General features: G+C 47.5%; 13 protein-coding genes. 10 read left to right on the forward strand and 3 right to left on the reverse strand.

Annotation, left to right across the window (positions count from 1 at the left end; all coding sequences use genetic code 11):
* Positions 1-71: 71 nt before the first annotated feature.
* Complete coding sequence (locus J2736_RS29555; protein ID WP_397341917.1) at positions 72-731, reverse strand: cell wall hydrolase; 660 nt, start codon at positions 729-731, stop codon at positions 72-74.
* 234 nt (positions 732-965) lie between these two features.
* Positions 966-3,683 carry an aconitate hydratase AcnA gene (acnA, locus tag J2736_RS29560; protein WP_310502174.1) on the reverse strand — a complete coding sequence of 906 codons (2,718 nt, stop codon included), beginning with the start codon at positions 3,681-3,683 and terminating at the stop codon, positions 966-968.
* 233 nt (positions 3,684-3,916) lie between these two features.
* On the opposite strand from acnA, the gene J2736_RS29565 reads away from it, so the two are divergent.
* The 10 genes from J2736_RS29565 (at position 3,917) to J2736_RS29610 (ending at position 13,161) form a co-directional block, all read left to right on the forward strand.
* The gene (locus J2736_RS29565; protein WP_310502175.1) at positions 3,917-4,939 is read left to right on the forward strand and encodes an amidase domain-containing protein; all 1,023 of its coding nucleotides are present in this window, start codon (positions 3,917-3,919) and stop codon (positions 4,937-4,939) included.
* Positions 4,940-4,977: 38 nt separating this feature from the next.
* Positions 4,978-6,120 carry a D-alanine--D-alanine ligase gene (locus J2736_RS29570; protein WP_310502176.1) on the forward strand — a complete coding sequence of 381 codons (1,143 nt, stop codon included), beginning with the start codon at positions 4,978-4,980 and terminating at the stop codon, positions 6,118-6,120.
* A 7-nt stretch (positions 6,121-6,127) separates the two neighbouring features.
* Positions 6,128-6,445: a hypothetical protein gene (locus J2736_RS29575; RefSeq protein ID WP_310502177.1), complete on the forward strand. Its 318-nt coding sequence runs from the start codon at positions 6,128-6,130 to the stop codon at positions 6,443-6,445.
* A 377-nt stretch (positions 6,446-6,822) separates the two neighbouring features.
* Positions 6,823-7,248 (forward strand): hypothetical protein, encoded by a 426-nt coding sequence (locus J2736_RS29580; protein ID WP_310502178.1) that lies wholly within the window; start codon positions 6,823-6,825, stop codon positions 7,246-7,248.
* 172 nt (positions 7,249-7,420) lie between these two features.
* Entirely contained in the window at positions 7,421-8,410 is a 990-nt protein-coding gene (gene uvsE, locus J2736_RS29585; RefSeq protein ID WP_310502179.1) for a UV DNA damage repair endonuclease UvsE, read from the forward strand.
* Positions 8,411-8,501: 91 nt separating this feature from the next.
* Positions 8,502-9,272 carry an enoyl-ACP reductase FabI gene (fabI, locus tag J2736_RS29590; protein ID WP_310502180.1) on the forward strand — a complete coding sequence of 257 codons (771 nt, stop codon included), beginning with the start codon at positions 8,502-8,504 and terminating at the stop codon, positions 9,270-9,272.
* Between the two features lie 173 nt (positions 9,273-9,445).
* Positions 9,446-10,315, forward strand: coding sequence for an inositol monophosphatase family protein (locus J2736_RS29595; protein WP_310502181.1), 870 nt, complete (start codon positions 9,446-9,448; stop codon positions 10,313-10,315).
* A 204-nt stretch (positions 10,316-10,519) separates the two neighbouring features.
* Complete coding sequence (locus tag J2736_RS29600; RefSeq protein ID WP_310502182.1) at positions 10,520-11,485, forward strand: sugar kinase; 966 nt, start codon at positions 10,520-10,522, stop codon at positions 11,483-11,485.
* 68 nt (positions 11,486-11,553) lie between these two features.
* Positions 11,554-12,216, forward strand: coding sequence for a bifunctional 2-keto-4-hydroxyglutarate aldolase/2-keto-3-deoxy-6-phosphogluconate aldolase (locus J2736_RS29605; protein WP_310502183.1), 663 nt, complete (start codon positions 11,554-11,556; stop codon positions 12,214-12,216).
* 69 nt (positions 12,217-12,285) lie between these two features.
* The gene (locus tag J2736_RS29610) at positions 12,286-13,161 is read left to right on the forward strand and encodes a DinB family protein (protein ID WP_310502184.1); all 876 of its coding nucleotides are present in this window, start codon (positions 12,286-12,288) and stop codon (positions 13,159-13,161) included.
* Between the two features lie 232 nt (positions 13,162-13,393).
* Here the strand turns inward: J2736_RS29610 and J2736_RS29615 are convergent, their stop codons facing one another.
* On the reverse strand, positions 13,394-13,522 hold the full coding sequence (locus J2736_RS29615; protein ID WP_310502185.1) for a DUF6254 family protein: 129 nt from the start codon (positions 13,520-13,522) through the stop codon (positions 13,394-13,396).
* Between the last annotated feature and the right edge of the window lie 133 nt (positions 13,523-13,655).

Here is a 13,655-nt window from a genome sequence, read left to right on the forward strand (position 1 = left end):
GAGCTCGCTTCACCAGCGGCTTCGTGTAGAGGTATTTTTCAATTCATCGTGGTCGCACACGATTTACTTATTTATACAGCGAAGATATGATTCCCGATCTGCACCGTTTGTTCACGTGTCCAGATCCAAGCGCTAGTGGCTGTTTTTGGGTTGAAATAGTAGAGGGCGCCACCTGTAGGATCCCAGCCTCTTACAGCTTCTAGAGCCGCCTTGTAGGCTTGCGTATCTGGTGTTAAATTATACTGGCCATCGCTGACCGCTGTAAAAGCCCCACTCTCAAATACGATGCCTTGAATCGTGTTCTCGAACTGACTGGACTTCAATCGGTTCATAACGACCGCTCCAACGGCAACTTGCCCTTCAAAGGATTCGCCGCGTGCTTCACTGTAAATAACTTTAGCCAGCATATCCAGCTCTGGTTGATTCACTGTGAATTTACGCAAGTACTCCCACGTTTGCGCACCCACGATGCCATCTACGCTGAGTCCATAATTCGTTTGGAAATTACGAACTGCCGCGGCTGTAATCGGACCATATTTTCCATCTATATAAGGCTCATATAAGCCCAAGGTTTTTAGTCGGAATTGTGCGTCCCAAACGTCACCATTTTGTACTCCTTGCTGTAAAGTAGTAGCTTCTACTGCGGATGCCATCGGGCTCCACATTCCTGCGTTTATCCCTAAACCAAAGGAAGCTACGAGTGCGACTACGACTAGTTTTTTTATGAACATCATCTTCATCTCCCCTTTCGCTTTACTCAGTATAGACATCCCTATACGCGGTCTCAACCCGCAGTTTTTGGAAATGTAAGTCAATCCCTTGGGGGAGTAAGGCTCGAGCAAGGTCAATTTTTGATTAAAATGAGCAAAAAAACGTGATTTTTCCCATAAATATGTAAAAAACTCGAGACTGCCATGAAGGCAATCCCGAGCATTTGTGTGTGTTTTGCTGGAATTTATTGAAAATTAGTTCTTGTTCTCTGCAAGAATGGAACGAAGAACCGTTTGTAAGATACCACCATTGCGGTAGTAATCTACGTCTACCAAGCTATCCAAACGTACAAGCGCTGTGAATTCGAAGCTAGTTCCGTCTTCGCGAGTCGCAGTTACTTTTACAGTGGAACCTGGTTGAACATCATTGCTTAGACCTGTGATATCAAAAGTCTCGCGACCATTGATACCTAGGGACTTCCAGCTTTCGCCGTTAATGAACTGAAGTGGAAGAACGCCCATACCTACAAGGTTACTGCGGTGGATACGCTCGAAGCTCTCAGCGATAACAGCTTTAACGCCTAGCAAGAATGTACCTTTTGCTGCCCAGTCACGGGAAGATCCAGTTCCGTACTCTTTACCTGCGATAACGACAAGGTTTTGACCTTCAGCTTGATACTTCATGGAAGCATCGTAGATGGACTCAACTTCGCCAGTTGGCAAGTAAGTTGTTACCCCGCCTTCTGTTCCTGGAGCCACTTGGTTACGAATACGGATGTTCGCGAACGTACCGCGCATCATCACTTCGTGGTTACCACGACGGGAACCGTAGGAGTTGAAGTCTTCTTTTTTAACACCGTGGTTGATCAAGTATTGGCCTCCAGGGCTGTCTACTTTGATGTTACCAGCAGGGGAGATGTGATCCGTTGTTACGGAATCGCCCATAAGTGCAAGTGTTTTAGCTGCTTTAATATCAGCGATATCATCAAGAACTGTGCCCAAATCTGTGAAGAACGGAGGCTCTTGGATGTACGTGGAGTTCGTGTCGAACTCGTATAGATCGCCTTCAGGGATTTGAATTGCGTTGAAACGCTCATTCGCACGGAATACATTGCTGTATTTGTCGCGGAACATGTCAGGGCTCATTGCAATGTTAAGCGCATCTTGAATCTCTTGGTTTGTAGGCCAGATATCTTTCAAGAAGACAGGTTTGCCAGTGTGGTCATGACCGATTGGATCTGTCGCAAGATCGATGTTCACAGTACCTGCAAGAGCATAAGCAACAACTAATGGAGGTGATCCAAGGTAGTTCGCTTTTACTTGTGCGTGTACGCGGCCTTCGAAGTTACGGTTACCGGAGATAACAGCAGCTACTGTCATATCGTTGTCGATAATCGCTTTGCTTACCTCGTCTGGAAGTGGACCGGAGTTACCGATACAAGTTGCACAGCCGTAACCAGCAACGTGGAAGCCAAGAGCTTCAAGGGACTCAAGAAGGCCTGCTTTCACTAGGTAGTCTGTAACAACTAGGGAACCTGGTGTCAAAGAGCTTTTCACGTAAGCTGGTTTTTTCAAACCAAGAGCTACCGCTTTTTTCGCTACTAGTCCAGCACCGATCATTACGCTTGGGTTGGATGTGTTTGTACAGGAAGTAATAGCCGCGATAACAACTGCGCCAGTACCCATTTTAACTGTTTCATTTGGATATACAACATCAACAACTTCAGCCACTTTCTCTTCAGTCAACCCGTAGCCGCCTTTTTCAATTGGCTGACGGATGATCGCGTTGAAAGATTCTTTCATGTGCGTAAGTTCTACGCGATCTTGCGGACGTTTAGGACCAGCTAAGCTTGGAACTACCGTACTAAGATCAAGTTCAAGAACTTCTGTGAACACTGGATCTGGTGTGCTGTCTGTGCGGAACATGTTTTGTGCTTTGTAGTAAGCTTCAACAAGCGCGATTTGATCTTCATCACGGCCAGTAGCACGCAAGTAGTTCAAAGTCTCGTTATCAACAGGGAAGAAACCGATTGTTGCGCCATACTCAGGAGCCATGTTCGCTACTGTTGCACGGTCAGCCAAGGAGATGTTGCTTAGACCAGGACCGAAGTACTCAACGAATTTACCAACAACGCCTTTTTTACGCAAAATTTGAGTAACCGTCAATGCCAAGTCAGTCGCTGTAGCGCCTTCTGCCAATTGACCAGTCAATTTGAAACCAACAACGTCTGGAGCGACGAAGTATAGAGGTTGACCAAGCATACCAGCTTCCGCTTCGATACCGCCAACGCCCCAACCTACAACACCAAGACCGTTGATCATAGTTGTATGGGAGTCTGTACCTACAAGGGAGTCCGGGTACACGACAGTTTCGCCGTCGATTGTTTTTGTAGCTGCAACAGATGCCAAGTACTCCAAGTTAACTTGGTGAACGATACCTGTTGAAGGTGGCACAGCACGGAAGTTATCGAATGCTGTTTGTGCCCAACGCAAGAAACGGTAACGCTCTTCGTTTCTTTCGAATTCTAAGTCAATGTTCATTTCGAGTGCATCCGGGGATCCGAAAGCATCAACCATGACAGAGTGGTCAATTACAAGGTCTACTGGAACAAGCGGGTTGATACGTTTAGGATCTCCGCCTTCACGAGCCATTGTCGCACGCATTGCCGCAAGGTCAACGACGACAGGTACACCTGTGAAATCCTGAAGAACGATACGAGCAGGGATGAAAGGAATTTCTTTGTTCTCATCGCGGCCTTGAGCCCAACCAGCGATTTGTTTAACGTGTTCACTTGTAATTGCGCGACCGTCAAATTGACGAATAGCAGCTTCAAGCAAAACGCGGATAGAAACTGGAAGGTTGTTGATTGTGCCATGACCTTGACTTTCAAAGTCAGGAAGGCTGTAATACTGGAACGATTTCGTGCCGACAGTTAACTGCTTACGCACAGAAAAAGAGTCCTTGTTGGACATAGGTAGTTCCTCCTCATTAATAATATCTAACCATGCCATCGAATTTCATCTAGTGAAACTCGATTTCATAATTCCCTCTACCTCAAGTATAGCGCTTCGCCACGTGCGAGTAAAGATTAATTTCAATCATTTTTACGGTCAAAATGTCATATATTGAATCAATTCAAAGCAATTCGGGCTTGTCCTAACGAAACTTCTCACTACCTTAATAAAGTTTAAGGAGGGATACCAAGATGTCCTGGAAAACAGCGCTATATAATTACGTTCATGCGAAAAATCAGGCTGAGCTCGAGGGCTCGGCTGCACCTTTGGATGCATTTGTCTCGGACAGCGCTTATGTACGGAAACAGGATGTCAAGGTGCGAAGGCTCCTGAACAGTTACCGAGAACGTGATGCAAAGCTGCTGCGCGGAGAGACGAAGCTCCGTATGCAAGGTGTCAAAGAATTGCCATATGGGATTATTGCGGACATCCAGCTGCACCGATTTTTGACCTATCAAATAGATTCCATAGAGCATCAGGAGGAGCGGATAGAATCAGAACGTGTGGTCATTGAGCAGCATACAGCAGGCTGGAAGGTACAGAGTGCTGAGTCTTTGCAAAGCGAAAAGTCCCGGACCAGCCACGGTCGCAGCTACCATTTGTCAGAGAACGAAACATTCATAGATACCCTGCGCAGTTCGCCATCTCTTCCTTATATCAATCCTAGTATACGCAATACGAGTGGTCTGGAATCCGCTCCCCGGAAAATCATTTATAATCGTCCTAAAGCCGTCCAATATGCGGAAATGTGGTGGCAGAAACCGAATCCGCGGTATGATTATTTTGAAGTAGATTGCACGAATTATGTGTCTCAATGCCTCTTTGCAGGCGGGGCTCCAATGGACTATACTGGGAAAAGGGAATCGGGCTGGTGGTATGGGGGCAAAAAAGGGCATCAAGAGCTCTGGAGCTATAGTTGGGCAGTTGCCAATAGCTTACATCATTACTTCGAACGTCCTCATAAGCATGGTTTGACAGGTACAGTCGTTAAGGATGCTCGGGAGCTGCAGCCAGGAGACACCATCAGCTATGATTGGGATGGCGATGGTCGCTACCAGCACAACACATTCGTTATAGGTAAAGATGCCAATGGGATGCCGCTTGTTAATGCGCATACCTTTAATAGCCGGAATCGGTACTGGGCATACAAGGATTCACCTGCTTGGTCGGAACGAACGAAATACATGTTCATACATGTTGCTGATGAAATGTAATTAGCATAGAAATTGTAAATACTAGACGGAGGTACGTAATGAGCCGCAAAATACGAATTGGATTAATTTATGGAGGGAAGTCCGGCGAGCATGACGTGTCTTTACAAACGGCATTGGCCGTTATGAAAGCTGTGGATTTCACGAAATATGAGATTACACCGTTCTACATTTCCAAAAAAGGGGAATGGAGAAGCGGAACGCCGCTCTTAGGTCCAGCTCAATCGAAGGAAGCATTAACGTTTAGCACAGATGACGCTAGCGTTCCTGCTTCGAATGCTTTGGCGCCGATTTTTGGCGGCATTCAAACGAAGGGTGATGTAGCTGTTTCTTCTATTACATCAGCTGGTGCGGAGGACCTTGGTTTAGATGTCGTATTCCCGCTTTTACACGGTACCTTTGGAGAAGATGGGACAATTCAGGGACTATTGGAAATGGCGAACATCCCCTATGTAGGTGCTGGTGTATTGGCTTCTGCAGTAGGTATGGATAAAGTCATGATGAAAAAGGTTTTTGCACAGGAAGGACTTCCGCAGTGCATTTTCCGGCACTTTACCCGTACCGAGTGGGAGAAAAATCGCGCGTATCACCTCATGGAGCTAGAAACGGCGATAGGTTATCCATGCTTCGTGAAGCCAGCTAACTTAGGCTCTAGTGTTGGGATTTCCAAGGCGAGAAATCAAGAAGAGCTTATCGCCGCGGTTGCTTTTGCCTTCCAATATGATCGTAAAGTGATTATTGAAGAAAATATCGATGCCCGTGAAATTGAAGTTGCCGTTCTAGGAAATGATGAACCTATTGCTTCGGTGGTGGGTGAAATCGTATCCTCCAATGAATTCTATGATTATAAAGCCAAGTATCTGGATGGCAAATCAGCGATGATTATTCCAGCTGAGATCCCTCAAGAGGTATCGGATGAGGTCAGAGCACTGGCACTCCGTGCATTCTTGGCGGTTGATGGCAGCGGCTTGTCACGCGTGGACTTTTTCCTAGGTAAACTCGATCAAAAAGTATACATCAATGAAATCAACACGATGCCTGGCTTCACGCCATTCAGCATGTACCCGTTGCTATGGCAAGAAACAGGTAAACCATATAAAGAGCTGCTGGATGATCTCATTCGATTGGCGCTTGAGCGACATGCAGCTAAGCAAAATATCCAATATTCTTTCGATGCGGAGTAGATAAGCCATGGGTTTTCAAACGGAATTCAATTCGGTTTGCAAGTTTAAGTCTCAACAGGAGCTTTACGAGTTGCTGGAGTATGGCCGCGGCAAAATGGTGAAGAGCGGTTTCCGCGTTTTCCCTACAGGCCAGAAGGTTATTGCCTACACGCCTGAGAACCAGGCGGTTGCCATCGTACGAATTGTAGCCTCCATCGCGGAAATTAACTTCCAAGGCGAAGAGGTTACACAGGTGGAGATGGAGCTTATCCGCCCTCTGACGGATGAGGAATCACGCATTCAGACCTCGCTCGCGTACGAAATGTTTTTTGGAGAGCAAGCTTAAGTAGTAAGAGAAACACCGACCTTTTGGGGTCGGTGTTTTTTGTTATGCTTGCTAGCGCAGAGGAAGGGGAAATGGACGAACCACTCGCGTGAGACGTCGAAAATCGCCCGCTCAGAAGCACAATCTCACCATTCCCGCTCTGAGACGTCGAAAATCGACCTCTCAGTCGAACGAATTAGCTGAATGGATGAACCTCCCGCGTGAGACGTCCGAAATCGTCCGCTCAGAAGCACAATCACACCATTCCCGCTCTGAGACGTCGCAAATCGACCTCTCAGTCAAACAAATTAGTATGTTTATACGGTTTCCTTTGTCCCTTTCAAACGGAACACTAGCTTCATATAATAGCTTATCTTACTAGAAAGGAGTGAATAGAAATGAAAAAACACACAATTATCAGCACGGACGGCAGTTGGGTAAATGCGATCGAAAACGAGGCGATTCCAGCATGGGCGCAACCTAAAGAAGGTGAAGCCTATGTTTGGGGCGCGAGCGATTCCATTGGTCCAGCAGCAGTGGTCGCCAAAAGATTCAAAGTCCATTCCAAAGTTAAAAAAGCCACTTTATTCTTAGCTGTGGACAACTATGCTATCGTGCTCATTAACGGAAGACCCGTGGTAATCGATCGGCCGCAGGATACGTTAGCTTTTTATAATCCAGGCCGCACATTCCATATCGAGAAGTATCTTCAACAAGGTGAAAATGATATAGTAATCGCGGGTTTCAACTCGCCATCCAACGCTAACCGTAGCGTAGGTAATCCAGCTGGTATCCTTGCCCGGATCGAAATTTGGTACCATTAAATCCGTTTTCAAGTTTTCAAATGCGTAAAGGCCTAGGCCCTTATGACGTTCTCGAACGTCAAAGGGTCTGTTTGTATGTGTAAAGTATGTGTAACGATTCGCTAGGGTAATCTAATAGGTAGTCATAAACCATAGAATTTCCAATCGGAAATGAATCTGGAGGTTAAGGAATATGCTCATTCGCCTAGGATACGTAGCCATGTCCACCGTGGTCAAGAATGCTTCTCCATCCAAGACGATGACCGCTACGAACTTCAGCAACTTGCTCGATCGCGACGCAGCTATCCGCAAATTAGAGCGCATTGGTGCTGAAAATTTACATAACACGCTCCGACTGCTTAGACATAATCGTGCTCACGACATCATGGTGTTTAGGTTTTCTTCTCGTTTTATCCCGCTGATTGGCCATGAAATGCTAGGTGATTGGGACCCAATCCCAACGCTGTCCGAGGAATTTCTGGAGCTTGGCAGCTATGCCAAACAGAATAACATGCGCGTCAGCTTTCATCCCGATCATTTTACCGTGCTCAGCACGCCACGGAAGGACGTGTTAGAGAAGTCTGTGCAGGATTTGGAGCGGCACTCCGCCATGCTGAACGCGATGGGGCTTGGCATGGAAGCGATGTGTAACATCCACGTTGGGGGTTCCTACGGCGATAAAACGAAGGCCGCTAAGCGATTTGTTCAGAACTTCAGCGCGTTGCGTATACCAATTCAACGAAGAATCACGCTCGAAAATGACGACAAAACCTTCAATGCGCTAGAAACGCTTGAGATTGCCGAAGAAGTCGGTGCCCCTATGGTGCTGGATGTGCATCATCATGCGGTCAATAACAATGGAGAAGACATTGTCGAGCTATGGCCACGCATCCAGGAAACATGGTTCACACACGCACGCTTGCACTTGGACGATGCATCAGCCACACTGCCTCCCAAAATTCACGTGTCCAGCCCCAAAGGCGAAACGGAACCAAGAAGCCATGCCGACTATGTGGAGGTGGAGCCTTTATTTGCGTTTCTGAAAGCGATAGCCCCAATCACACCGAAACTGGATATTATGATCGAAGCGAAGATGAAGGATAGCGCTTTGTTCAAACTCATGGAAGACTTAAAGGGGCAGGAAGGTGTCACAGCCCTCGATGAGGCGTCGCTTCAGCTCTAATCCCATATTTTTCTTGAATTGTTGGACAAAATGGGGTAATTTGAAGGAATGAACGACTATCCATGCCATTGTGAGAGGGGCTTCTACGAACATGAGTCAATTATTAAAGGGAAAAAATATACTTGTAATGGGTGTTGCCAATGACCGCAGTATCGCTTGGGCCATTGCACAATCTTTAGCCGCACAAGGTGCGAATCTAGTATTCACGTTCGAAAACGAGCGTGTAGAAGAACGCGTGCGCAAACTGGCTGATACAATTCCAGGCTCAAGCTTAATGCCATGTAACGTAACAGTTGATGCTGAGATTGATACATTGGCTTCCGCGCTCAAAGAGAAATTCGGTGTCGTGCATGGCCTAGTACATAGTATTGCTTTTGCTAAAACAGAAGAACTTGACGGCTTGTTCGTAGATACATCACGCGATGGCTTCGCGCTTGCACATGATATCAGTGCTTACTCTCTCGTTGCAGTCTCCAAACGGATTTACCCGCTGATGACAGAAGGCGGAAGCATCATGACGATGACGTATCTAGGCGCAGAACGCGCTATGAAGAACTACAACGTGATGGGCGTTGCCAAAGCAGCACTTGAAGCAAGCGTACGCTACTTGGCAGCAGATCTTGGTCAATATGGCATTCGTGTGAACGGTATTTCCGCGGGTCCAATTCGTACTTTGGCTGCCAAAGGAATAAAGGATTTCAACTCCATCCTGCGTCAAGTTGAAGAGAAAGCTCCGCTTCGCAAAACGACAGATACAGCTGAAGTTGGCGACACGGCCATGTTCCTTATGAGTAACTTGTCCCGAGGTATCACGGGTGAAGTCATTTACGTTGATGGCGGCTACCACATCGTTGGTATTTAATCATAAGTAAATCCGCACGGCTTACTGCCGCAGCGGATTTTTTTTTGCCATTTTTTACACGCCAATGTGAAATTGTACGAATAAATTAGGATGAAACGCACTAGTATTAGAAACGTATAATTTACTATACTTAACCTAATATCTAAATTAATGAAAAGAAAGAGTTGATATATATGGTAGATGGCAGGACGGAAACTTTTGTTGTTGGGAGTAAAAGCTTTACAGCTGTAGCCATTAATACGGCGGCCAAAGCAGGTCAATGGATCAAGACGAAGCTAGGGGATATCAATCATGTGGGAACGAAGCACTCTGCACAAGACTTGGTAACAGAGGTCGATAAAGGCTCTGAGAAGCTGATTCGCAATCTGATTATGACACATTTTCCGAATCATTCGATTTTAGGTGAGGAAGGTGTGGAGCCAGGTCCGGAAGCATCGGCCAAAGCACTGCAAGAAATGAGCGACGAAGAGTATCTTTGGATCGTGGATCCGATTGATGGTACGACGAACTTCGTTCATGGTTTTCCGTTCTTCTCGGTATCGATTGCATTAGCACATAAAGGTGAAGTCATCGTAGGTGTTGTATATGAACCGTCACGCGATGAGCTGTTCGTTGCGGAGAAAGGGAAAGGCGCTTACATGCATGGCAAAAAAACAGAGGTCTCCGAAGAGGAGACGCTGCTCACGAGTTTAATCGCTACAGGATTCCCGGCTGATCGTGATGGGGCGCTGCCCATTAACCTAAAAGGTGTTCAGGCGCTGTCGCCTAAGGTTCGCAACATCCGGGTCGCAGGTTCAGCTGCGCTGCATTTGGCTTATGTGGCTGCGGGGCGTCTTAGCGGCTTTTGGGAAATCGGCCTCAATGCCTGGGATATTGCGGCAGGTGCTTTGCTCATTACCGAATCAGGCGGTCGCGTGACGGATACCGAAGGGAAACCTTATCATTTAGGTGTTCGTAACGTGATGGCAACGAATGGTCGCATTCATGAGGAGTTTAAGAACGAACTGGCAGCTGCCGAGGCGACAGGGGCAATAAAGAGATAAACCAATAAACCAACCTCTTGCATAGTCATTCCTTAGGGAGTGATCGTACAAGAGGTTTTTTTCCTCTATTTGGAAGTTGAGGGCTAGTGTGCAAAGGTCTGGTGAAATCCGTTCAAATCCACTATAATATGAGATATCTCATTTATTTAAACGTTTCAATTAACGGGACACGCGAGTCGTGATCGGAATGGATGGAGTGCTTCTATGTCAGTAAATACAGGATCAGGACCAGATATTATTACGTTTGGAGAGACAATGGCACTGCTAATGCCTTCAGGCGGCAAGGGCTTGGAGTACTCCTCTGAACTGCATAGCTTGTTCGGTGGTGCAGAGAGCAATGTGGCAATCGGTATTTCTCGTCTTGGCGGCCGTGTAGGTTGGTTCGGTAGACTGGGTAAGGACCCGCTAGGGCGTATGATTTTCAAAAAAATCCGTGGTGAAGGCGTCGATGTTTCTCGCGCGGAATTGACTTCAGAGGCACCGACAGGTCTCATGATGCGTGAAGTGCTAATGGGCAAAACGTCCGTTTACTACTATCGCAAAAACTCAGCAGCAAGTCAGATGTCCCCGAAACATTTGGACGAAGCTTACATCGCAGGAGCTAAAATATTGCATATTACCGGTATCACACCGGCTTTAAGTGAATCGTGCAAAGAGGCAGCTTTTGAAGCTGTTCGCTTAGCACGTAAGCATGGCGTGAAGGTGAGCTTTGATCCGAACCTGCGTTTGAAGCTGTGGAGCATCGATGAGGCGCGTCCAGTATTGCTCGAGCTAGCGAAGCTGTCTGATATTTTCTTGCCTGGCTTGGATGAGCTGAAGCTGCTGTACCAAACAGAAGATTGGGATGTCATTGTGAGCAAGCTGCGCGAGTTGTCGGCCGTTTCCATCGTCAAAGGTGGAGAAGATGTGACGTATGTTGTGACAGCGGATACGATTACAACTGTGCCTTACTTCAAAGCCGAGCAAGTCGTTGATACCGTTGGTGCGGGCGATGGGTTCTGTGCGGGCTTTTTGGTTGGCGTGTTGAAGGACTACGAATACCCAGAGGCAGTTCGCATCGGGAATTTGGTGGGCTCCATGATCGTGCAGACGGAAGGCGACTGGGAAGGCGCTCCAACGTGGGAACAAGTGGAAGCGGTACTTAACAACATTAAACATATAGAGCGTTAATCGATGACGTATAGATTGTGCAATAACGATGGCTAAATGATGGTTTACACATAGAAGGGAAGATGACTGTGAAGAAACTTCAATTACTTCAGCAAATTACAAATGAGGGTGTAGTCGCCGTCTTACGCGGAGATACACCAGAAGAAGTCGTCGAAATGGCGGATCAAGCGATCGCCGGCGGTATCAAAGTCATCGAAGTCACGATGACTGTACCTTTCGCGCTGCGCGCGATTGAGGAGCTGGCGAAGCGCTACTCGAGCACAGCGAAGGATGCGTCCAAGTACGCGATTATCGGGGTGGGCACAGCCCTAGACCCCGAAACGGCGCGTGCCGCGATCCTAAGCGGGGCCGAGTTCGTTGTCGGCCCATCTTTGAACCCGAGCACGGTTACACTATGTAACCGTTATAGAGTGCCGATCATGCCAGGGTGCATGACGATCGCGGATATTCAAGCCGCGCTTGAACTTGGCGTGGACATTGTTAAGCTATTCCCGGGCAATCTCTATTCCCCGGCGATGATTAAGGCCATTAAAGGTCCGCTGCCACAGGCGAACATTATGCCTACAGGCGGGGTGTCGCTGAGCAACCTCGGCGAGTGGATTGGGGCCGGCGCAGTTGCCGTCGGCATCGGCTCGGATTTGACCAGCGAAGCTGTCAAAACAGGAAACTACAGCCTTGTTGCGAAGAAGGCTGCCCAATATATCGAGGCCTACCAAGCGGCCAAGAAGTAGGCATTTATATGCGCTCCGTCGAAATAGGACGGAGCGTATTTTTTGTTGGCAGAATTGGGGGAGGTAATCATGTACCAAGGGCGGGCAAGACTTTTGCTGAGCGTGGATAAGCTGGAGGCCTCGTTAGCCTTTTATACCGAGCAGCTGGGATGGGAATTGATCGAGCTGGCTGAGGCGCATGAAGCAGCATTACTGCATATTAGAGGGACAAAGGATCGGGCTGTGTTATGTGCTGTAGGAGCTTCTAAGGAACAGCTAGAGTCAATTTTGAATCGTTGGCTGCAGCCTAATTATACGAATCCACAACGTGGAAGTCTTGTATACATTGGCGTCCCCTCGGTAGCTGAGGTGGAGTTGTATTTGCATGCATATGGCTATCAGGCTGAAATGATGAAACACGAAGAGCCGGGACATATTCGTGAATTGCATGTACCAACGATAGACGGTTACCTGTTGGTCTACTGGGAGGAATTGTTTCCGACCGACAGTGAGATCATGCTGATGTTCGAAGCGGGAGTAGTTGCACTGGAGAAGATGCTTGAGGGTTTATCAGCGTCTCAGCTCAGTCTGAGAGAAGTCCCTGGGAAGTGGTCGATTCGTGAACATGCGCTGCACCTCATTGACCTTGAAATGGTCGCCATGCATAAAGTGAAGTTTGCTTTGGCAGAGCCTGGGCGGAATTATCAAGGTAATTCCTTTCACCCAGATGAATGGGAGCGAGGCTTATCCTATGAAACGAGGCCGATCGAGAGTGAAGTTCGGCTATTCCGTGCGGCGAGAGAGCATATTTTATGCCTGTGCAAGCATCTGCCAGATGCGTTAGGCCGAACCATTCAAACCGCTGATCGAAAAGAGAGCGTTGCTCAGATTTTGAAAATGATGGCGGGACATGTGAATCATCATATTCGTGCGATGAAGCGGATTCGCGACAAGCATGGTTGTTAGCGCGAGGATTTGGAAGTATCATCACTATCCCCTTCGCTCAGGACCCATCAGGGTGCCGTCACTGAGCAGAGGGGATAGTGTGGATAGAACCATAACATGAGCACAATCCTTACGACTCAGGAGGCAGTGTGCTAACACACAAAGAACCCGGCGCCTCGTTTCAAGAGAAACGAGAGAACCGGGTTACTTTGTGTTGGTCCCTCTTTAACGTGTGGGAGGAGAGGGGGCTTAATTACTTCTGATGTTCCGCATCATACTCACTGGCGAATTCGGCCAGGGCTTTCACCTTACCATGTGGTGGATGCCCCGCTTGTTTACGACCCTTCCATGCAGCTTCTTGGCGGCGTTTCGAGTGGCTCATAGCTGAAACCTCCTGTGGTACGCGGATGGTGTTGCAGTAATAAAATGCGATAGATGGACGAATTTTATGCAATGGACATGTGGTTTCGATAAAAAACAGCACAAGACCAATTACAGGTCTTGTGCTGTTTGTG

Origin of the sequence: Paenibacillus qinlingensis (genome assembly GCF_031455095.1) — a bacterium.
Classification (GTDB): Bacteria; Bacillota; Bacilli; order Paenibacillales; family NBRC-103111; genus Paenibacillus_E; species Paenibacillus_E qinlingensis_A.